17 protein-coding genes and 1 pseudogene are annotated in these 21,325 nt (G+C 71.8%); 7 read left to right on the top strand and 11 right to left on the bottom strand.

Translation table 11 applies throughout. From position 1 onward, the window contains the following. Positions 1 to 68: 68 nt before the first annotated feature. Genes N5I75_RS38395 through N5I75_RS38420 form a run of 6 tightly spaced genes read left to right on the top strand, consistent with a single transcriptional unit; the run spans position 69 to position 5,406 of the window. A complete protein-coding gene (locus tag N5I75_RS38395; protein ID WP_476685040.1) occupies positions 69 to 962 on the top strand; it encodes a sulfotransferase family protein in 894 nt (297 codons plus the stop codon). Then, the gene (locus N5I75_RS38400) at positions 959 to 1,411 is read left to right on the top strand and encodes a hypothetical protein (protein WP_476685042.1); all 453 of its coding nucleotides are present in this window, start codon (positions 959 to 961) and stop codon (positions 1,409 to 1,411) included. Before N5I75_RS38395 ends, N5I75_RS38400 begins: the two co-directional genes overlap by 4 nt. Then, positions 1,408 to 2,676, top strand: coding sequence for a glycosyltransferase family 4 protein (locus N5I75_RS38405; RefSeq protein ID WP_476685043.1), 1,269 nt, complete (start codon positions 1,408 to 1,410; stop codon positions 2,674 to 2,676). The genes N5I75_RS38400 and N5I75_RS38405 overlap by 4 nt, the downstream gene beginning before the upstream one ends. Next, a complete protein-coding gene (cysC, locus tag N5I75_RS38410; RefSeq protein ID WP_476685045.1) occupies positions 2,673 to 3,242 on the top strand; it encodes an adenylyl-sulfate kinase in 570 nt (189 codons plus the stop codon). The genes N5I75_RS38405 and cysC overlap by 4 nt, the downstream gene beginning before the upstream one ends. Then, positions 3,239 to 4,141 carry a sulfate adenylyltransferase subunit CysD gene (gene cysD, locus N5I75_RS38415; protein ID WP_476685046.1) on the top strand — a complete coding sequence of 301 codons (903 nt, stop codon included), beginning with the start codon at positions 3,239 to 3,241 and terminating at the stop codon, positions 4,139 to 4,141. The genes cysC and cysD overlap by 4 nt, the downstream gene beginning before the upstream one ends. A 2-nt stretch (positions 4,142 to 4,143) precedes the next feature. After that, the gene (locus tag N5I75_RS38420) at positions 4,144 to 5,406 is read left to right on the top strand and encodes a sulfate adenylyltransferase subunit 1 (protein WP_476685047.1); all 1,263 of its coding nucleotides are present in this window, start codon (positions 4,144 to 4,146) and stop codon (positions 5,404 to 5,406) included. Between the two features lie 206 nt (positions 5,407 to 5,612). On the opposite strand, the gene N5I75_RS38425 is transcribed toward N5I75_RS38420, so the two are convergent. Then, positions 5,613 to 7,904 carry a bifunctional salicylyl-CoA 5-hydroxylase/oxidoreductase gene (locus N5I75_RS38425; protein ID WP_476685048.1) on the bottom strand — a complete coding sequence of 764 codons (2,292 nt, stop codon included), beginning with the start codon at positions 7,902 to 7,904 and terminating at the stop codon, positions 5,613 to 5,615. Between the two features lie 7 nt (positions 7,905 to 7,911). Continuing rightward, positions 7,912 to 8,742 (bottom strand): enoyl-CoA hydratase family protein, encoded by an 831-nt coding sequence (locus N5I75_RS38430; protein WP_476685049.1) that lies wholly within the window; start codon positions 8,740 to 8,742, stop codon positions 7,912 to 7,914. Between the two features lie 241 nt (positions 8,743 to 8,983). On the opposite strand from N5I75_RS38430, the gene N5I75_RS38435 reads away from it, so the two are divergent. Continuing rightward, complete coding sequence (locus tag N5I75_RS38435) at positions 8,984 to 9,451, top strand: ATP-binding protein (RefSeq protein ID WP_476685050.1); 468 nt, start codon at positions 8,984 to 8,986, stop codon at positions 9,449 to 9,451. Here the strand turns inward: N5I75_RS38435 and N5I75_RS38440 are convergent. The 9 genes and pseudogenes from N5I75_RS38440 to N5I75_RS38480 form a co-directional block, all read right to left on the bottom strand. Then, positions 9,405 to 10,871 carry an amino acid permease gene (locus tag N5I75_RS38440; protein WP_476685051.1) on the bottom strand — a complete coding sequence of 489 codons (1,467 nt, stop codon included), beginning with the start codon at positions 10,869 to 10,871 and terminating at the stop codon, positions 9,405 to 9,407. The genes N5I75_RS38435 and N5I75_RS38440 overlap by 47 nt on opposite strands. 135 nt (positions 10,872 to 11,006) lie before the next feature. After that, complete coding sequence (argF, locus tag N5I75_RS38445; protein ID WP_476685052.1) at positions 11,007 to 12,023, bottom strand: ornithine carbamoyltransferase; 1,017 nt, start codon at positions 12,021 to 12,023, stop codon at positions 11,007 to 11,009. Between the two features lie 99 nt (positions 12,024 to 12,122). Then, a complete protein-coding gene (locus tag N5I75_RS38450) occupies positions 12,123 to 13,352 on the bottom strand; it encodes an arginine deiminase (RefSeq protein WP_476685053.1) in 1,230 nt (409 codons plus the stop codon). Positions 13,353 to 13,543: 191 nt separating this feature from the next. Further along, a complete protein-coding gene (locus tag N5I75_RS38455; protein ID WP_476685054.1) occupies positions 13,544 to 16,144 on the bottom strand; it encodes a polynucleotide kinase-phosphatase in 2,601 nt (866 codons plus the stop codon). Continuing rightward, the gene (locus N5I75_RS38460; RefSeq protein ID WP_476685056.1) at positions 16,141 to 17,643 is read right to left on the bottom strand and encodes a 3' terminal RNA ribose 2'-O-methyltransferase Hen1; all 1,503 of its coding nucleotides are present in this window, start codon (positions 17,641 to 17,643) and stop codon (positions 16,141 to 16,143) included. The genes N5I75_RS38455 and N5I75_RS38460 overlap by 4 nt, the downstream gene beginning before the upstream one ends. A 194-nt stretch (positions 17,644 to 17,837) precedes the next feature. Beyond that, a complete protein-coding gene (locus tag N5I75_RS38465; protein ID WP_476685057.1) occupies positions 17,838 to 18,758 on the bottom strand; it encodes an LLM class F420-dependent oxidoreductase in 921 nt (306 codons plus the stop codon). Between the two features lie 207 nt (positions 18,759 to 18,965). Continuing rightward, positions 18,966 to 19,457, bottom strand: a complete 492-nt coding sequence (locus N5I75_RS38470) for a DUF6099 family protein (protein WP_476685059.1) — start codon at positions 19,455 to 19,457, stop codon at positions 18,966 to 18,968. Positions 19,458 to 19,762: 305 nt separating this feature from the next. After that, a pseudogene (locus tag N5I75_RS38475) lies at positions 19,763 to 20,086 on the bottom strand (nucleotide pyrophosphohydrolase); the annotation flags it as partial. Then, positions 20,083 to 21,264, bottom strand: coding sequence for an AAA family ATPase (locus N5I75_RS38480; protein ID WP_476685060.1), 1,182 nt, complete (start codon positions 21,262 to 21,264; stop codon positions 20,083 to 20,085). The pseudogene N5I75_RS38475 and the gene N5I75_RS38480, both read right to left, overlap by 4 nt. Positions 21,265 to 21,325 lie beyond the last annotated feature (61 nt).

Here is a 21,325-nt window from a genome sequence, read left to right on the forward strand (position 1 = left end):
TGGGTGCTAAGCGAACCCTCAGGATTCTGAGGCCCTCCTCTCAGAATGCCGCTCTAGCGTCGGGACGCATGAGCCTGAAGCGCAATCTGAACCGGGCGCTGTCCGCTGCCACGGGTCTCGAGGTCCGCCGGGCAGGAAGCGGCGCGCCCCGTAGGCCCCTTCCCCCGGGCACGTCACCGAGGTCCGCGAAGCGGCCCGCGCCCGCGTACCGATGTACCGACGACCTCGCGGCGGACCGGCTGCTGCGGCGGCCGGTCTTCATCATGTCGCCGGTGCGGTCGGGCTCGACGCTGCTGCGGATGCTGCTCGACGCGCACCCGCGCCTGCACGCCCCGCACGAACTGCACATCCGCCGCCTGGAAGTCGCCTACGGCAGCAAGCTGTCCGAGCGGGCCATGGACGCCCTCGACCTCAGCCGCGGCGACCTCGAACACCTCCTGTGGGACCGCGTCCTGCACCGCGAACTCGACAGGTCCGGCAAGGACGTCCTCGTCGAGAAGACCCCCAGCAACGCCTTCGTGTACCAGCGCATCCGCGACTGCTGGCCCGACGCCCGTTTCGTCTTCCTCCTGCGCCACCCCGTCTCCATCGCCCGCTCCTGGCACGAGAGCGACCCGGAGAAGCGCACCTACGACGAGGCGTGCGCCGACGCCCTGCGCTACATGAAGGCCGTCGACCACGCCCGCAAGGGCCTCACCGGCGGACACACCCTGCGCTACGAGGAGCTGACCGCGGACCCCGAGAAGAAGCTGCGCGGGCTGTGCGACTTCCTCGGCGTCGACTTCGAACCGACGATGCTGGAGTACGGCAAGCGCGACGGCACGGACCTGCGGAAGGGGCTCGGCGACTGGCGCGACAAGATCCGCACCGGCACCGTGCAGCAGGGCCGCCCGCTCCCGTCCGACGACGAGATCCCCGACATCCTGCGCCCCCTCTGCACGGCCTGGGGGTACCTCAGGTGAAACCCCATGCCGAGGTCGAGCAGGTGTGGCCGCGCGACGGCCGCATCAGCCTCGTCGGCCGCCTCCACGGCCTGCCCGCGGGCGCCGGCGACGGCTGGCGGCTGCAGCTCACGCGCCGCTCGCGCACCGACCACGTGCTGCGCTACGACGTCGATCTCGACGGCAACCGCTTCGCGTGCGCGTGGCCGGTGTCCGACCTGGCCGCGTACGACGGGTTCGGCCGCAGCGACCAGTGGGACCTGCACCTCACCGACGGCGGCCTGCGTCTGCGCGTCGGCCGCAAGCTCGACGACGTCCGCGGCAAGAAGGCGGTCTTCGTCTATCCGAGGCAGCCGGTGCCGGGCGCACGGTTCGGCGTACGCCCGTACTTCACGGTCGAGGACAACCTGTCGCTGTCCCTCTCCCTGTCCCGCTCCCCGTCGGCGTCCGGATCGGCGGGCCGCGCATGAGGACGACGAGGATCCGCTATCTGCTCCTGCACGCCTACGGCCGCGGCGGCACCGTCCGCACCGTCTTCAACCAGGCGAACTCGCTGGTCGCGGCGGGGTGGGACGTCGAGATCGTCAGCGCGGTGCGGCGGCGCGACGCCGTGCAGTTCCCGCTGGACGAGCGGGTGCCGGTGACGACGATCGTGGATCTGCGCGATGAAGAGGAACAGGAAGCGGAGGCGGCCCCGGGGCGCGGAGTCACCGGCTGGTGGCGGGCGCGCAGGCGGGACAAGCACGCCGGCCGCCCGCCGCGCGAGATACCCGCGGGCGAGTTCGGCCACCGCTACTTCGACCGCCGCCTGGAACTGGCCCTCGGCACCTGGCTGCGCTCGCTCACCGACGGCGTGCTCGTCACCACCCGCCCCGCCCTGAACTTCCTGTCCGCCGCACACGCCACGGGCGGCGTCGTGCGCGTCGCCCAGGAACACATGAACCACGGCACACACCGCCCCGACGTACAGCGACGCATCGTCGACACGTATGGACACTTCGCGGCGGTCGCCGTGCTCACGGAACGGGACCGCGCCGAGTACGCGCGCCTCCTGCCCGGCACCCGCGTCGTCCGCATCCCGAACGCCGTGCACTCGCTGGACCAGACGCCCTCGCACCACGGCACGAAGATCGCGGTCGCGGCCGGCCGCCTCTTTCCGCAGAAGGGCTTCGACCTGCTGATTCCGGCGTGGGCCAAGCTCGTCGGGGCGTACCCCGACTGGCAGTTGCGGATCTACGGCAGCGGGGAGAAGAAGGCGCAGCTGCGTGCGCTCATCGAGGAGCACCACCTCTACAACCACGTGTTCCTGATGGGCCACACGGACCGCCTCGACGACGAACTCGCGAAAGCCTCGCTGTACGTGCTGAGTTCGCGGTTCGAGGGGTTGCCGATGGTGATGATCGAGGCGATGAGCCACGCCCTGCCCGTGGTCTCCTTCGACTGCCCGACCGGCCCCGCGGACGTCCTGACCCACGGCGTGGACGGGCTCCTCGTACCGGAGCAGGACCCCGACGCCCTCGCCGACGCGCTCGGCCGCCTCATGGGCGACCGCGGGCTGCGGGCCGAGATGGGCACGGCGGCGCTCCTGACGGCCGCCGCCTACGGGCCCGACGCGGTGCATCCGCGCTGGGAGGCCCTGTTCACCGAACTGACCCACCCGTCGGAAGACATGCGGCCCAGCGCAGGTGCGCGATCCGGTGTGCACTCCGACGGCGCGAAAGGAACACACGTATGACAACGGCCACCGAGGCCAGTGCGGCCGTCACGGCACGCGGAGCCACCATCTGGCTGACGGGGCTGCCCAGTGCGGGCAAGACGACCGTGGCGCGGGCCCTCGCCGGGCGGCTGCGCACGGAGGGCCGTCGCGTCGAGGTGCTCGACGGCGACGAGATCCGGCGCTTCCTCTCGGCGGGGCTCGGCTTCAGCCGCGCGGACCGCAACACGAACGTGCAGCGCATCGGCCTCGTCGCCGAGGTCCTCGCCCGCAACGGCGTCCTCGCCGTCGTCCCCGTCATCGCCCCCTACGCCGACAGCCGCGAGGCGGTGCGCACACGGCACGACGCGAGCGGCACCCCGTACCTCGAGATACATGTCGCCACACCGCTGGAGGTGTGCAGCGAGCGTGACGTGAAGGGTTTGTACGCCCGTCAGGCCGCCGGCGCGCTCAAGGGCCTGACCGGGGTCGACGACCCGTACGAGGCGCCGGTCTCCCCGGACCTGCGCCTGGAGACGCGGGCCCGGACGCCGAGGGAGTCGGCGGACGCGGTGCACGCGGTACTGACGGCGAGGGGCCTGATATGAGCACCCCTGCCATGAGCCACCTCGACGTGCTCGAGTCGGAGGCGGTGCACATCTTCCGCGAGGTGGCGGGCGAGTTCGAGCGGCCGGTGCTCCTGTTCTCCGGCGGCAAGGACTCGATCGTCATGCTGCATCTGGCGCGGAAGGCGTTCGCCCCGGCGCCCGCCCCCTTCCCGCTCCTGCACGTGGACACGGGCCACAACTTCCCGGAGGTCCTCGCCCACCGCGATCGGGTGGTGGACACGTACGGGCTGACTCTGCACGTGGCATCGGTGCAGGACTACCTCGACAGAGGTGTGCTGAAGGAGCGCCCGGACGGGACACGCAACCCGCTCCAGACGCTGCCGCTGACGGAGACGATCCGGACGGAACGGTTCGACGCGGTGTTCGGCGGCGGGCGGCGTGACGAGGAGAAGGCCCGCGCCAAGGAACGCGTGTTCTCGCTGCGGGACGAGTTCTCGCAGTGGGACCCACGGCGCCAGCGCCCCGAGCTGTGGCAGCTCTACAACGGCCGCCACGCGCCCGGCGAACACGTACGTGTCTTCCCGCTCTCCAACTGGACCGAGCTCGACGTGTGGCAGTACATCGCCCGCGAACACATCGACCTCCCCTCGATCTACTTCGCCCACCACCGCGAGGTGTTCCGCCGGAACGGCATGTGGCTGACGGCGGGCGCGTGGGGCGGCCCGAGGGCCGCCGAGACACCCGAGAAACGCCAGGTCCGCTACCGCACCGTCGGCGACATGTCCTGCACCGGCGCCGTCGACTCCGACGCGGAGACGCTCGACCAGGTCATCGCCGAGATCGCGGCGTCCCGGATCACGGAGCGGGGTGCGACGCGCGCCGACGACAAGATGTCGGAGGCGGCGATGGAAGACCGCAAGCGCGAAGGGTATTTCTAGCGATGTCTGTTCCCGCTGTTTCTGCTGATGCTGCTGTTTCTGCCGATCCTGTCACCGAGCCCTCGGCGGAGGCCGGGACCCTGCGCCTGGCCACCGCCGGCTCGGTCGACGACGGCAAGTCCACCCTGGTCGGCCGCCTCCTGCACGACTCCAAGTCGGTCCTCGCCGACCAGCTGGAGTCGGTCTCCCGCACGGGCACGCCCGACCTCGCCCTGCTCACCGACGGCCTGCGCGCCGAACGCGAACAGGGCATCACGATCGACGTGGCCCACCGCTACTTCGCCACGCCGCGCCGCCGCTTCATCCTGGCCGACACGCCGGGCCACGTGCAGTACACCCGCAACATGGTGACCGGCGCCTCCACGGCCGAGCTGACGGTCATCCTGGTGGACGCCCGCAACGGCGTGGTCGACCAGACCCGCCGCCATGCCGCGATCGCGGCGCTCCTCCGGGTCCCGCACGTGGTCCTGGCCGTCAACAAGATGGACCTGGTCGCCTACGCGGAGGCCCCGTTCGCGGCGGTCGAGGCGGAGTTCGCGTCGCTCGCCCGGGCGCTCGGCATCCCCCGGGTGACCGCGATCCCGATCTCGGCGCTGGCGGGCGACAACGTCGTGGACCCGTCCTCCCACATGCCCTGGTACGAGGGCCCCACGGTCCTGGCCCACCTGGAGACGGTGCCGGTCGAGACGGACGCCCTCGCCGCCCCCGCCCGCTTCCCGGTCCAGTACGTGATCCGCCACGACGGGGCCCGCCACTACGCGGGCCGGCTGGTCTCGGGCACGCTGCGGGTCGGTGACGCGGTGACGGTGCATCCGTCGGGGCGTACGTCGGCCGTCGCGGCGCTGGATGTGCTGGGCACGCCCGTGCGCGAGGTGTCGGCGGGGGCGTCCCTGTCGCTCCGGCTGACGGACGACCTGGACGTGTCCCGCGGCGACCTGCTGTTCCCCACGGACGGGCCGGGCCCCGGTCGCACCCAGGACATCGACGCCGATGCCTGCCACTTGGCGGACGAGCCGCTGCGGGTGGGGCAGCGGGTGCTGCTCCGCCATACGACGCGCACCGTGCGGGCTGTGGTGACGTCGCTGCCCGGCACGGATGCCCTCCGGGCGAACGACCTGGGCCGGGTGACCCTGCGCACGGCCGCGCCGCTCGCCGTGGACCGGTACGCGGAGAACCGCTGGACGGGTTCCTTCCTCCTGCTCGACCCCTCGGACGGCACGACGCTTTCGGCCGGGATGACGCGTCTGCCCCATCGCGGCGAGTGACTGGCTGACGGCCGCGTCGTGGCTGGTCGCGCAGTTCCCCGCGCCCCTGAGATGCGCACTGCGTGCGCCATCTCATCTGAGATGGCGCACGCAGTGCGCATCTCCCGAGGAGGCGCGGCGAAGCCGCATGCCTCCAGGGGCGCGGGGAACTGCGCGACCAGCCACGACGGCGGTGCACCCGACGATGGCCCGCATCAGGCAGACGCTCAGCACCCCGGCAAGGAAAGACGCGGCTTCGGGGCATCCGCCCGCCCCGTCCGCGGCCGCCGGCAACCCGCACGATAGGGCTCGGGCCACACCACCCCCACCCCCGCATACCCTTGCTCGGCCGCCGCGTGCAACGCCCAGTGCGGGTCGTACAGATGCGGCCGGGCCAGCGCACACAGATCCGTCCGCCCCGCCAGAAGCAGCGAGTTCACATCGTCCCAGGACGAGATCGCCCCCACGGAGATCACCGGAACCCCGGCCTCCCCGCGGATGCGGTCCGCGTACGGCACCTGATAGGAGCGCCCGAACGCAGGCCGCTCCTCGGCGACCACCTGCCCCGTTGACACATCGATCGCATCGGCCCCGCGCCCGGCGAACGCCCGCGCCATGACCACCGCGTCCTCCGCCGACGTCCCCCCGTCCGCCCAGTCCGTCGCGGAGATCCGCACCGTCATCGGACGGTCCCCGGGCCACACCTCCCTGACCGCGTCGAACACCTCCAGCGGATAGCGCAGCCGCGCTTCCAGCGACCCCCCGTACTCGTCGGTGCGCCGATTGGTCAGCGGCGAGAGGAACCCGGACAGCAGGTACCCGTGCGCGCAGTGCAGCTCCAGCAGGTCGAACCCCGCCTCCGCCGCCCGGCGCGCCGAAGCCGCGAACTCCGCACGGATGGACGCGAGTTCACCCCGCGACAGCGCCCTCGGCACCTGGCTCCCCTCCCGGTAGGGAATCGCCGACGCCGCCCCCACCGGCCAGTTCTCCTCCGGCACCGGCAACGGTTCGTCCATGCCCTCCCACATCAGCCGGGTGGAACCCTTGCGCCCGGAGTGCCCGAGCTGGACGCCGATCGCCGTGCCGGGGGCCCGCGTGTGCACGAAGTCGGTGATGCGGCGCCACGCCGCGCCTTGCTCGGCGGTGTAGAGCCCGGCGCAGCCCGGTGTGATGCGGCCCTCGGGGCTGACGCAGACCATCTCCGTCATGACGAGGCCCGCCCCGCCGAGCGCACGCGCCCCGAGATGGACGAGGTGGAAGTCGCCGGGGACGCCGTCGACCGCCGAGTACATGTCCATCGGGGAGACGACGACCCGGTTGCGCAGCCGCAGCCCGCGCAGGGCGAACGGCGTGAACATCGGCGGTGTGTCCGGCGGGCAGCCGAACTCCTCCTCCACCGACGCCGTGAACGCCGGATCGCGCAGCCGCAGATTGTCGTGTGTCACCCGGCGGCTGCGGGTGAGCAGGTTGAACGCGAACTGCTTCGGCGGCCGGTCGAGATGGCGCGCCAGGTCCTCGAACCATTCCAGGCTGGCCCGCGCGGCGCGCTGCGTGGAGGCGACGACGGGCCGCCGCTCGGCCTCGTACGCCGTCAACGCCTCCTCGGTCGTGGGCTGTTCGTGCAGTGAGGCGGCGAGCGCGAGCGCGTCCTCGACGGCGAGCTTCGTGCCGGAGCCGATGGAGAAGTGCGCGGTGTGCGCCGCGTCGCCGATGAGGACGCAATTGCCGTGCGACCAGCGCTCGTTGGTGACCGTGCGGAACGTCAGCCACGAGGAGTCGTTGGAGCGCAGGCCGCGGCCGTCCAGCGCGTCCGCGAACACCTTCGCCGCCCGCTCGACCGACTCGCGCACGTCCAGGTCCGCGTACCCGGCCGCCCGCCACACCTCCTCCCGCATCTCGACGATGACGGTGGACGCGTCGCCGCTGTACGGGTAGCCGTGCAGCTGCATCACCCCGTGCTCGGTCTCCGCGATCTCGAAACGAAACGCGTCGAGGGCGAAGTCGGCGGCCAGCCAGATGTACCGGTTGCGGTGCTCCTCGACGCGCGGGCCGAACACGTCGGCGTACGTCCCACGGGTCCTGCTGCCCACTCCGTCGGCGGCGACCACCAGATCGTACGCAGTGCGCAGCTCGGCGACGGGCGGCGCCTCGGTGCGGAAGCGCAGCGTGACGCCGAGGCCGCGGCAGCGGTCCTCCAGGATCTCCAGGAGGCGGCGGCGGCCGAGCGCCGCGAATCCGTGGCCGCCGGAGGTGTGGCGCACGCCCCGGTGCACGACGTCGATGTCGTCCCAGCGCACGAACTCGTCCCGCAGGGACGCGTACACCACCGGGTCGGCGTGTTCGATGCCGCCGAGGGTCTCGTCGGAGAGGACGACGCCGAAGCCGAACGTGTCGTGCGGGGCGTTGCGCTCCCAGACCGTGATGTCGCGGTCCGGGCCGAGGCGTTTGAGGAGCGCGGCCGCGTACAGGCCGCCGGGGCCGCCGCCGATGACGGCGACGCGCTGCGCACGCGGGGTCACGCCGGGGTCACCTCCCCTGCCACTTGGGCGGCCGCTTCTCGGTGAAGGCGGCGTGGAACTCGGCGTAGTCCTCGCCGTGCATGAGCAGCGCCTGCGTCGCCGCGTCCAGCTCGACGGCGGCGGCGAGCGGCATGTCGAGTTCGGCGGTGAGCAGCGCCTTGGTCTGCGCGTACGCGAGCGCGGGCCCCTCGGCGAGGCGGCGGGCGAGGGCGAGCGCCGCCTCGTCGACCCCGCCTTCCTCCGCCAACTGGCTGATGAGGCCGATGCGTTCGGCCTCCGGAGCGCGGACGGTGTCGCCGAGCATGAGGAGCCGGGTGGCGTGGCCGAGGCCGACGACGCGCGGCAGCAGATAGGCGGCGCCCATGTCGCCGCCGGAGAGCCCGACCTTGGTGAAGAGGAACGCGAAGCGCGCACTCGGGTCCGCGACGCGGAAGTCGGCGGCGAGGGCGAGGACCGCGCCCGCGCCCGCCGCGACCCCGTGCACGGCCGCGACCACGGGGAACGGCGCCTCCCTGATCGCCCGCACCACCTGGCCCGTCATCCGGTTGAAGTCGAGCAGCCGGGCGGTGTCCATGGCGAGGGTGGCGCCGATGATCTCGTCGACGTCGCCGCCGGAGCAGAAGCCGCGCCCCTGCCCGGCGAGGACGAGGGCGCGCACCGTCTGCTCACGGGACAGCTCGGCGAGGAGGTCGCGCAGGTCGGCGTAGGCGCCGAAGGTGAGGGCGTTGAGCTTCTCGGGCCGGGCGAGGGTGACCGTCGCGACCCCGGTCGCGTCCACGGCGTAGGAGAGGTGGTGCCAGGTCTCGGTGCGCGGAGTGGAGCCGGTGAAGGGACTCATACCACTCGAAGCTATCACCGATTCGTGACTGTCGTCAGCAGTACGCAATAACCGGTCGACGCATGGAACGGGTACATAAGCCGCGCGTCAGCGCATAAGGCCCAATGTCCCGAGGAACACCACCGGGAGCCTCTATCGGCGCACGCCGTACCATTCATAAGGTTGAAGTCAGGACGGCACTCCGACGACGTGGGACGTCCTGGTCGTAGCCCGTCCCCGAGCCACCCACTCAGGACTCGCCTTGCCCTCTTCATCCGGCTCCCCCACCGGCCCTCCCACCCCGACCTCATGGCGTCTCGCGCTGCCGCACACGGCCGCCGCCGTGCCGGTGGCGCGCGCCCTCGTGCGTACGGCGCTCGCCGAGATCGACGCACCGGCGGCCGACACGGACACCGCCGAGCTGCTCACGGCGGAGCTGGTGGCGAACGCGGTGGAGCACACGACCGGGGAGACCCCGATCGAGCTGGTGGTGGAGCTGCTCGAGACCTGCTGCCAGGTCGAGGTGCACGACCCGGACCCGTCGCCGCCCACGGACCTCACCAACCCGGACGACGCCGAGATGCCGGACCCGTGGCAGGAGCACGGCCGCGGTCTGCTCCTCATCCGTACGCTGAGCGCGTCGTGCGGGCACCGCCCCACCGCCACCGGCAAGGCGGTCTGGTTCACGCTCCCCGCGATCCCGCGTCAGCGCCGGGCGCCCGCGAAGTAGCCGGTCCCGCGGCGCCGAGCCGCGAGTGCCGGCGGCCGTAGAACGCGTAGACGAGCGCTCCGGCCACGAGGAACACCGCGAACTGGACCCACGTCGTCCATCCGGTGCCCCAGATCAGATACAGGCACATCGCCACGCCGAGGACCGGGCTCAGCGGGTACAGCGGGACCCGGAACGAGCGCGTCAGGCCGGGGTGCGAGCGGCGCAGGGCGACCACGGCCACGTTGACGACGGCCATGGTGGCGAGCGTGCCGATGGTGGTCAGGTCGACCACGGCGTCCAGCGACGAGAAGGCCGCCGGGACCGCGAAGACGAGCGCGACGATCCAGGTGTTGGCGACCGGCGTCGCCGTCCTCGGCGAGACGCGTTCGAAGACCCGCGGGACCAGTCCGTCCCGCGACATCGACATCAGGATGCGCGTCTGCCCGTACATCACCGCGAGGACGACGGACGCGATGGCGACGACCGCGCCGAACGCGATGATGCCGCCGCCGACCGTGGAGTCGGTGACCTGGTTGACGACGAGGGAGAGCGCGGCGGGCTTGTCGCCGACGGCGTCCGCGCCGAGCGCGCCGATGGCCGCCACGGCGACGGCGCAGTACAGCAGCGTGACGACACCGATGCAGACCAGGATGGCGATGGGGATGTTCCGCCGCGGGTTCTTGACCTCCTCACCGGCCGTGGTGATCGCGTCGAAGCCGATGTACGAGAAGAAGGCGAGGGAGGCGCCCGAGGTGATGCCGCCGATGCCGGCCGACATGAACGGCGTCAGATGGCCCGCCTTGAACGCGCTGAAGCCGATCGCGCAGAACGCGACGAGAATGCCGATCTTGAGGACCGCCATCGCGGCGGTGGCCCGCGCGCTCTCGCGCACGCCGCGCACCAAAAGCGTCGCGGCCATCAGGATGACGAGCACGGCGGGCAGGTTGATCACGCCGCCGTCGCCGGGCCCGGCGGACAGGGCGTCCGGAAGGCGCCAGCCGACGAGGCTGTGCAGCAGCTCGTTCAGGTACTGGCTCCAGCCGACGGCGACGGCCGAGACGGACACCCCGTACTCCAGGAGCAGGCACCAGCCGGTGAGGAACGCGACGCGCTCGCCGAGACTCGCGTAGGCGAACGAGTACGAGGACCCGGAGACCGGGATCGCGCTGCCCAGCTCCGCGAAGGAGAACGCCGTGAAGATGCAGGTGATCGCGGCGAGGACGAAGGAGACGAGGACGGCGGGCCCGGCCTCGGCGACCGTGTCGGACAGGCCGACGAAGATCCCGGTGCCGACGATCGCGCCGACCCCGAAGCACACGAGCTGGAAGAGCCCCATGGTGCGCTTGAGGCCGTGCCCCTCCAGATCGGCGCCGGACTCGGCGAGGAGGGACTCGGGTGACTTGATGCGCAGGCCGGTGGGGGACGGCGACGGCGACATGGGGTGGTGCTCTTTTCTTGTCGTGCGGGTGCGGCGGGGATGGGCCGCGGGGCCGGTGGGGTCGGGAGGGTGTTCCGCCCCACCAGTGTGGTGGTTCGTCGGTGTTCTGCGGTGGGTGGTCCGCGGTGGTTCGGGTTACTTCTTGCCGAGCGTGGCGACCATGACGGCCTTGATCGTGTGCATCCGGTTCTCGGCCTCGTCGAAGACGACGGAGTGCGCCGACTCGAAGACCTCGTCGGTGACCTCCAGGGACTCCAGACCGTACTTGGCGTGGATCTCGCGGCCGACCTTGGTGCCGAGGTCGTGGAAGGCGGGCAGGCAGTGCATGAACTTCACGTCCGCGTTGCCGGTCGCGCGCAGGACGTCCATGGTCACCGCGTACGGCGTGAGCGACGTGATGCGCTCGTCCCACACCTCCTCCGGCTCCCCCATCGACACCCAGACGTCGGTGACGACGAAGTCGGCGCCCACGACACCCTCCTCGACCGACTCGGTGAGCGTGATCCGGGCGCCGCTGCGGGCGGCCAGCGCACGGGCCTGGGCCACGATCGGCTCGGCGGGCCAGTACGACCTGGGTGCGACGATCCGCACGTCCATGCCGAGCAGGGCGCCGGTGACGAGGTAGGAGTTGCCCATGTTGAAGCGGGCGTCGCCGAGGTAGGCGAAGACCATGTCGGTCAGCGGCTTGTCGCTGTGCTCGGTCATGGTGAGCACGTCGGCGAGCATCTGGGTCGGGTGCCAGTCGTCGGTCAGCCCGTTGTACACGGGGACGCCGGAATGGGCCGCGAGCGTCTCCACGGTGTCCTGCGCGTCGCCCCGGAACTGGATCGCGTCGAACATCCGGCCGAGCACGCGCGCCGTGTCCTTGCTCGACTCCTTCTTGCCTATGTGCGAGCCGGAGGGGTCGAGGTACGTCGTCGCGGCACCCTGGTCGGCGGCGGCCACCTCGAAGGAGCAGCGCGTCCGCGTCGAGGACTTCTCGAAGATCAGCGCGATGTTCTTCCCGCGTAGACACTGCTGCTCGGCGCCGGCCTTCTTCGCCGCCTTCAGCTCGGCGGCGAGCTCGACCAGCCCGCGGAACTCCTCGGCGGTGAAGTCCACCTCCTTGAGGAAGTGGCGGCCGGTGAGGTCGGGACGCTGGTCAGTCGCCATGGGGGCGCTCCTGGGGTACGACGGGTGGTTCGACACGGGACGGATGGAAGTATATACGAGCCTCCGCAATTCTATACGGTCGCTGTTGTGCGGCCACGCCTACACGGTCACGGGGTCGCGCTCGACGGGGCAGCTCATGCAGCGCGGGCCGCCGCGGCCCCGGCCGAGTTCGCTGCCGGGGATCTCGATCACCTCGATGCCCTGCTTGCGCAGATAGGTATTGGTGGTCGCGTTCCGTTCGTAGGCGACGACGACGCCCGGCTCGACGGCCAGCACGTTGCAGCCGTCGTCCCACTGCTCGCGCTCGGCGGCGTGCACGTCCTGGCTGGCGCTCAGGACCCGGATCGAGCTGAGGCCGAGCGCGGCGGCGATGGCGCGGTGCATGTGCTCCGGCGGATGGTCGGTGACCTTGAGCTCGCGCGCGGAGCTGCCCGGTTCAATGGTGTACGAGCGCAGCATGCCGAGCCCCGCGTACTGCGTGAACGTGTCGCCGTCGACCATGGTCATCACGGTGTCCAGGTGCATGAGCGCGCGCCGCTTCGGCAGGTCGAGAGCGACGATGGTCCGCGCGGAGCCCGCCGCGAACAGCTTGTGGGCGAGCATCTCGACGGCCTGCGGGGTCGTGCGCTCGCTCATCCCGATGAGCACGGCGCCCTGCCCGATGACAAGGACGTCGCCGCCCTCGATGGTCGACGGATAGTCGGCCTGCCCCTCCGACCACACGTGGAAGCTCTCGTCGCGGAAGAGCGGGTGGTGCCGGTAGATCGCCTCGAAGTGCACGGTCTCGCGCTGCCGGGCGGGCCACCGCATGGCGTTGATGGAGACGCCGTCGTAGATCCAGGCGGAGGTGTCGCGGGTGAAGAGGTGGTTGGGCAGCGGCCCGAGCAGGAAGTCGTCCAGCTCCATGACGTGGAAGCGGACGGAGGTCGGCTCGGCGTGCTTCTCCAGGAACTCCCGCTTCGTCATCCCGCCGATGAGCGCCTCGGCCAGCTCGGGCGCGCTCAGCGTCTCGAAGGCGTCCCGGAGGGGGCCGGTGGCGAGCGGCCCGTACTCCTTCTCGTCGAAGACCCGGTCCAGGACGAGCCCGCGGGCGGCGTCGGACTCCAGCGTCTCGGTGAGCAGATCGCCGAACAGATGCACGGTGACCCCGCGGTCCCGCAGCACATCGGCGAACCCGTCGTGCTCCTGCCGCGCCCGCCGCACCCAGAGCACGTCGTCGAAGAGGAGCTGATCCTTGTTGCTCGGCGTGAGCCGCTTCAGCTCCAGATCGGGCCGATGCAGTATGACGCGACGCAACCGCCCGGCCTCGGACTCCACGCAAAATCCCATGCGCTCATCCTTGCCCCGCCAGGGACAGGAGGAACGGTTTCTCCCCATCCCCGCCAGGTAAGCGCCCTGCAAGGGACAACAACCCGCAACCCCGAGCAGGCGCCCTGAAGGGGCGCGGGGAACTGCGCAACCAGCCACGACGGCGCCGCACCGGCCGAACAACCTCCCCGCACCCCCCGGAGGGCAACGCATTACAGCCGAGGATCGACCGGCTCGGACTCAAGCGCCAACACCCCGAACACAGCCTCATGCACCCGCCACAACGGCTCCCCCTCCCCGAGCCGCTCAAGCGCCTCAAGCCCCAGCCCGTACTCCCGCACGGCCAGCGACCGCTTGTGCCCGAGGAACCGCTGCCGCAGCACCGCCAGATTCTCCGGCCGCGTGTACTCCGCCCCGTAGATGATCCGCAGATACTCCCGCCCCCGGCACTTCACACCGGGCTGCACGAGCCGCCCCTTACCGTCCCTGACCAGCGCCCCGACCGGCTTGACGACCATGCCCTCACCGCCGCGCCCGGTCATCTCCAGCCACCAGTCGACCCCGGCCCGCACGGACTCCGCGTCCCCCGTGTCGACGTACAGCCGCCGCGTGGTCCGCAGCAACCCGCTCCCGTCGTGCTCGACCATCCGGTCGATGAGCGCGAGCTGCTGGTCGTGCGGCACCCCGGCCATCGACCGCCCTTGCGCGGCAAGAACCTGGAACGGCGCGAGCCGCACCCCCTCAAGCCCCTCCGTGCTCCAGCAGTACCGCCGATAGGCGTCGGTGAACGCGGCGGCGTCCGCGGCCCGCCCCCGCTGACGCGTCAGCAGCGCGGCGACGTCGATCCCGCGCCCGGCGGCCGTCTCCAGCGCGCCGAGCGCCGGCGGGAACACGGCACCGGAGGCGGCGCCCACCGCCGCGTACTGCGACCGCAGCAGCCCGGACGCCTTGAGCGACCAGGGCATCAGCTCGGCATCCAGCAACAGCCAGTCGGTACCCAGCTCGTCCCAGAGCCCGGCGGCGCCGACCGCGTCCCGCACCCGCCCCAGCACCTCCTCCGTCATCTCACGACTGTCGAAGAACGGCCGCCCGGTACGGGTGTACAGCGACCCGGTGACGCCCGCGCCCTCCGCACCCTCTACGTCCTCCACCCCGAACCGCGCCCGCGCGGCCTCCGCGTCCTTGCAGACGAGCACGACCGCCCGCGACCCCATGTGCTTCTCCTCGCACACGACGCGCTCGACCCCGTCCGCGGCGTACTGCGCGAACGCCTCGGCCGGGTGCTCCAGATATCCGGGCACCTCGGACGTCGCGGTCGGCGCCATGGTCGGCGGCAGGTACGGCACGAGACGCGGGTCGACCGCGAACCGGCTCATCACTTCCAGCGCCGCCGCCGCGTTCTCCTCCCGTACGGTGACCCGCCCGGTGTGCCGGGTCTCGACGGTGCGACGCCCGTGCACATCGGCCAGGTCGAGCGGCCGCCCCTCGTGCCCGCCGGGCGCCTCGCTGGCGAGCGGCCGGGCCGGCTCGTACCAGACACGCTCGGCCGGCACCTCGACGAGCTCCCGCTCGGGCCAGCGCAACGCGGTCAGCTTGCCGCCGAAGACGGCACCTGTGTCCAGGCAGATGGTGTTGTTGAGCCACGTCGCGGTCGGCACGGGCGTGTGCCCGTAGACCACAGCCGCCTTGCCCCGGTAGTCCTCGGCCCACGGATAGCGCACGGGCAGCCCGAACTCGTCGGTCTCGCCGGTCGTGTCCCCGTACAGCGCGTGCGACCGCACCCGGCCCGAGGTCCGCCCGTGGTACTTCTCGGGCAGCCCGGCGTGGCAGACGACGAGCCTCCCGCCGTCGAGGACGTAGTGGGAGACGAGTCCGCGGACGAACTCGCGCACCTCGGCGCGGAACTCCTCGCTCTCCGCCCCCAGCTGCTCGACGGTCTCGGCGAGCCCGTGCGTGTGCTGCACGGTCCGGCCCGCGAGCCAGCGCCCGAGCTTGTTCTCGTGGTTGCCCGGCACGCAGAGCGCGGTCCCCGCCTTCACCATGCCCATGACGCGGCGCAGCACGCCCGGCGTGTCGGGCCCGCGGTCGACGAGGTCGCCGACGAACACGGCCGTACGCCCCTCCGGGTGCGCCCCGTCCACGTACCCCAACTTGCCGAGCAGCGCCTCCAGTTCACTCGCGCAGCCGTGGATGTCGCCGACGATGTCGAACGGTCCGGTGAGGTGTCGCAGGTCGTTGAACCGCTTCTCCCGCTCGACACGCGCGCCCTCGACCTCCGCGACCCCGCGCAGCACATGCACCTTGCGGAAGCCCTCGCGCTCCAAGTGCCGCAGCGAGCGCCGGAGTTCGCGGGTGTGCCGCTGGATGACGTGGCGCGGCATGTCGGCGCGGTCGGTGCGTGCGGCGTTCCGCGCGGCGCACACGTCCTCCGGTACGTCGAGGACGATGGCGATCGGCAGCACGTCGTACTTCCGGGCGAGTTCGACGAGCTGGCGGCGGCCGTCCTGCTGGACGTTGGTCGCGTCGACGACGGTGAGCCGTCCCGCGGCGAGCCGCTTGCCCGCGATGTAGTGCAGCACGTCGAACGCGTCCCGGCTCGCCCCCTGGTCGTTCTCGTCGTCGGCGACCAGACCGCGGCAGAAGTCGCTGGAGATGACCTCGGTCGGCGCGAAGTGCGTCCGCGCGAACGTGGACTTGCCCGAGCCCGACGCGCCGACCAGCACGACGAGGGACAGATCGGTGACGGCAAGCGCCCGCGCGCCGCCCGCTCCGGTGCCGGTGTGGTTACTGTTGCTGTTGCTGTTGACGCTCACGCTGCTGCCTCCTTCGTCTTAGTCGTGGCCGTGGCCGTGACCGTGGTCGTGGTGCTGCGGTCATCGGTCAGGCTGAACACGGCCATCTGCGTGGGCGGCCCCACCTCGGGGTCGTCGGGCCCCACGGGCACGTACCGCACCCGGTATCCGTGCCGCCCGGCGACGCGTTCCGCCCAGGCGCGGAACTCCTCCCGCGTCCACTCGAACCGGTGGTCGCCGTGCCGGACGTGCCCGGCGGGCAACGTCTCCCAGCGCACGTTGTACTCCACGTTCGGCGTGGTCACGAGCACGGTGCGGGGCCGCGCCGAGCCGAACACCGCGTACTCGAGCGCGGGCAGCCGGGGCAGGTCGAGGTGTTCGATCACCTCGCTCAGGACCGCCGCGTCGTACCCCTTGAGCCGCTTGTCCGTGTAGGCGAGCGACCCCTGGAACAGCTGCACGCGCGCGGCCTGCCGCTCCCCCAGCCGGTCCAGCCTGAGCCGCCGGGCGGCTATGGTCAGCGCCCGCACGGACACGTCGACGCCCACGATCTCGCTGAACCGCACGTCCTTCAGCAGCGCCTGCACCAACTGCCCCTGTCCGCACCCGAGGTCGAGCACGCGCGCCGCCCCGGCCGCCTGCAATTCGGCGAGGATCGCGTCACGCCGCTGCACCGCCAGCGGCACGGGCCGCTCCTCGGTGTCGCTGTGCTCGTCGACCGCGTTGTCGATCGCCTCGACGACCGTGTCGTCGGCGTCCGCGAGCCGCACCAGTTCGAGCCGCTCCATGGCCTCCCGCGTCAGCGACCAGCGCCGCGACAGATACCGGCTGGTGATCAGCTTCTGCTCGGGGTGCTCCGCCAGCCACCCCTCGCCCGCCCGCAGCAACTTGTCGACCTCGTCCGCCGACACCCAGTAGTGCTTCGCGTCGTCGAGCACCGGCAGCAGCACATACAGATGCCGCAACGCCTCCGCGAGCCGCGCCTCCCCCTCCAGCACGAGCCGCACGTACCGCGAAGCCCCCCACTCCGGGAAGCTCTCGTCCAACGGCACCGACTCGGCCTCCACCGCCCAGCCAAGCGGCTCGAACAGCTTCCGTACGAGGTCGGGCCCGCCCCGCGCGGGCAGCGCGGGCACCTCCATCCGCAGCGGCAGCGCCTCCCGCGCCCGCTCGGGCCGCGCCTTGCACACCCCGCGCAACGCGCTGGAGAACACCCCGCTCAGCGCCACCGCCAGCAGCGACGACGCGGCGTACGGCCGGTCGTTCACGTACTGCGCGAGCGCCGCGTCCGGAGCGCCGCCGCGGCCCTTCCCCTTGCCGCGCCTGACCAGCGCCACCGGATCGACCTCGAGCAGCAGCGCGGCCGTGCACCGCTCCGCGCTCGCCTCGGGGTAGAAGACGTGCGCGGTGCCGTAGGAGGTCGAGAACGCCTGCGCGCTCTCGGGATGCTTGTGCAGCAAGAACCCGAGGTCGGTCGCGGGGCGTTCCGGGGTGCCGGTGGTACTGATCGTCAAGAACACAGCCAGAGTCTCCCGTGCCAGGCGCTCCGCGGGCCAGCGATTTTCCCTGGTGGGACGGGGTGCGTCCGGATGCGGCGGGATGCGTCCGGATGCGGCGGGATGCGTCCGGATGCGGCGGGGCGCGTCCTCGCGAGGCGGGATGCGGTGCCTCCTCGCGAGGCGGGATGCGGTGCGTTCTCGCGAGGCGGGGTGCGTCAGAGCTGGGACTGCACCTGTGCGGAGATCAGTTCCAAATGGTCCAGGTCGTCCAGGTCCAGGACCTGGAGGTAGACCCGCTCCGAGCCGATCGCCGCGTAACGGCCCAGCTTGTCCACCACCTCGGCGGGCGAACCCGCGAGCCCGTTGGCCTTCAGCTCCTCGACATCACGGCCGATCTTCTCCGCCCTGCGCTTCACCTCCTCGTCGTCCTTTCCGACACACACCACCAGCGCGTTGGAGTACACCAGGTTGCCGCTCGCGCGCCCGGCCCGCTCCGCGGCGGCCCGGACCCGGCCGAACTGCCGCTCGCTGTCCTCGATCGACGCGAACGGGATGTTGAACTCGTCCGCGTACTGCCCGGCCAGGCGGGGCGTGCGCGTCGCCCCGTGCCCGCCGATGAGCACCGGCACCTTGGTCTGCGTGGGCTTGGGCAGGGCCGGGGAGTCGGTCAACTGGTAGTACGTGCCGTCGTAGCTGAACGTGGAGCCGGTCTCGGTGGCCCACAGCCCTGTGACGATCGCCAGCTGCTCCTCGAGGCGGGCGAACTTCTCCTTCGGGAACGGGATGCCGTACGCCTTGTGCTCCTCCTCGAACCAGCCGCTGCCGAGGCCGAGTTCGACGCGCCCGCCCGACATCTGGTCGACCTGCGCCACCTGGATCGCCAGCACGCCCGGCAGCCGGAACGTGCCGGCGGTCATCAGCGTGCCGAGCCTGATCCGCTTGGTCTCCCGGGCGAGACCGGCCAGCGTGATCCAGGCGTCCGTCGGGCCGGGCAGCCCGTCGGACGTGCCCATCCGCAAGTAGTGGTCCGAGCGGAAGAAGGCGTCGAAGCCGAGGTCCTCCGTCGCCTTGGCCACGGTCAGAAGGGTGTCGTAGGTGGCCCCTTGCTGGGGCTCGGTGAAGATTCGAAGATCCATACCTCCATCCTGCACGGTGCGGCGTGCCACCGCGCGAACCACGCACGGCCCCTCCGGGTGACCCAGCGCCGAATGCCAGGTCGGCCCGCCGAGCCAGCGCGCCGAGCCAGCACGCCGCGTCAGGGGCCCAGCCGGGCGGCGAGTCGCACCGCTCAGCCAGACCTCCGGTTCAGGCCGCCGCGTCGAAGCGCACGGCCGGGTCCCGGCTCACGCCGCCGAGTCCGAGCCCGGGGCCGGGTTCGTTCTGCTGGGGCGGCTGTCCCACTCCGGAAGGCGGCGGAGTATCTCCAGTGCGCGGTCCCTGGACTCGTCCGCCGCGTCGATCGCTTCCATGCACTGCCAGTAGGCCCCCTCCTCGAACGACGCGCTCGCCACCCCGACGAGCGCGATGCCGACATCACCGAGCAACGCGCCGAGGTCGCGCAACGCCTCGTACACATCGCCCAGTTCGGTCAGCTGCGCCGCGCGGATGCCACCCGCGCCCACCACCGGAATCACCGAGCCACCGCTGCCCCGGGTTCCCGCCTCCGTCAGCGCCTGCGCGTCGCCCCGTAACTCCGGCGGCCCGAGCAGCGCGAGGCGACTGCCTATCGCCTGTGCCAACGCCTGTGCCTGCCATGCCTCCCTCATGATGTCCGGCGCGTCCTGGCTCGTCGCCAGGGCCCGTCGGCCGACCCCGATGAGCCGCACCGCATCCATCCGCTTCCCCGTCCCGTCCCGCGTCCCGCTCTCCCTGTTTCACTACCCAGAGTGAGGGTCTCCGAGTCGAAAAGCCAGAGGTCGCCCGAAATCTGTGGACGCAGAGCCCGTTGTGGATATTTCTATGACTCCGGAGAGTGACGACCGACGTGGCGCGCGCCCGATACGTCAGCTTCCGGCGCGCCCGTGGCGTCGGCTCCCGACGCGCCTGTGACATCGGCTCCCGGCGCGCCCGCGGCATCGGCTCCCGGCGCGCCCGCGGCATCGGCTCCCAGCGCGCCCGCGGCATCGGCTCCCAGCGCTTCCGGAACCGGAAAGCGGATCTCGTTGCGGTCGATCTTCGCGGAGAGCGCCGCGAGCGGGTCGACGCCGAGAACCTCGCAGAACTGGAGGAGGTAGGCGAGGACGTCGGCGACCTCGTCCTCGACACGGTGCGCCGACCCGGGGTCGTCCATGATCCGGGCCGATTGCTCGGGAGTCAGCCACTGGAAGATCTCGACCAGTTCGGACGCCTCCACGCTCAACGCCGCGACCAGGTTCTTCGGGGTATGGAAGCGTTCCCAGTCGCGCGCGGCGGCGAAGCGGGCGAGCCTGGTCTGCAGCGCCCTCACATCGATCTTGTCTGTCACACCTTCAGGTCTACCACCGTCGCGCCCAGCGCCCTGGCCTCCTGCACCGCGGGGCCGTTCTCCCCCGTGGCCGCGACGAGGCGGATGTGGCCGCGGGCGCACATCCGGGCGGCCAGCTGGACGAGTTGGGTGCACTGGGCGGGGTCGAGGGCGCGGTCGAGATTGTCCGCGAGGACGGTGAGGCTCTGGTAGGCCTCGGGCACCTCGGCCGCCGGGTCGACCTCGAGGACGCGGGGGCCGGTGAGCAGGACGAGGGCGAGCGCCAGATAGCGCAACTCGCCGTCCGCGAGCCGTTCGACCGGGCTGCGCGGTCCGTCGCCGCGATCGATGACGGCACGTACGGCGCCTTCGGGGGTGGGTTCGGCGAGCACGTCGGCGACCGGCCCCGCGAGGCCCGCGCGGGCGGCGGCGACGAGCAGGGAGTGCCGGGTGGCGCACTCCGTGCGCGTGCGGCGCAACACGGTCGCGAGGTTGTCGCAGCCGCCGAGCAGCCGGTCGGCGCGGCTCCTGGCCGGGGCGCGCATCCGGGCGGGCACGGGGTCGCAGGCGAACACCGAACGCAGCCCGACCACGACCTGTTCGGCCGCAGCCAGGACCTGGCGCTGGCCCTCGGTGCGGCCGGCGACGCGCAGCGGGAGCAGCGCGGTGCCGAGGAAGTCGTCGGGGAGCGGGCCCCGGGTGACGGGCACCGAACCGGCGGTGTGCCAGGCGGCCTGGACGTCGCGGCGGCCGGGGTCGCGCAGCGCCGTCTCCAGGTAGCGGACGTCGGGCCCGGTCAGGCGCTCGCCGACGATGCGGAGTTCGGGTTCGGCCTGGACGGCGAGGTCGAGGTGGACGGGGCCCGCCGGTCCTTCGACGGTGCAGCCGATGCGGAAGCCGCGGCGTTGCTGTGCGTCGGGTTTGGCGCGTTCGGGGACATAGCGCCTCGGCTCGGGGAAGACGTCGGCCAGGCAGGCGCCGCCGCCGAGTCTGGTGAGTGCTTCGAGGGCCCGCAGCGCACTGGTCTTCCCGCTGCCGCTGGGGCCGGTCAGCACGGTGAACGGGCCGAGGGGCAGGGTGGCGGCTCGATGGCGGCCGAAGGCGGAGAGCCGCAGTTCGGTGACGCGGGGGCGGTTCGTGGACGAGTCCGGGGACGGGGCCTGAGGCGCTGGGGGCGTGCCCCGGTGGAGCACTGTCATGCGGTGAAAGTAGGGGGACCCGGGTCCGGAGAATCGTTTGTCCCCCGGACCTTCCTACGAT

It is taken from the genome of Streptomyces sp. R818, from assembly GCF_056172735.1.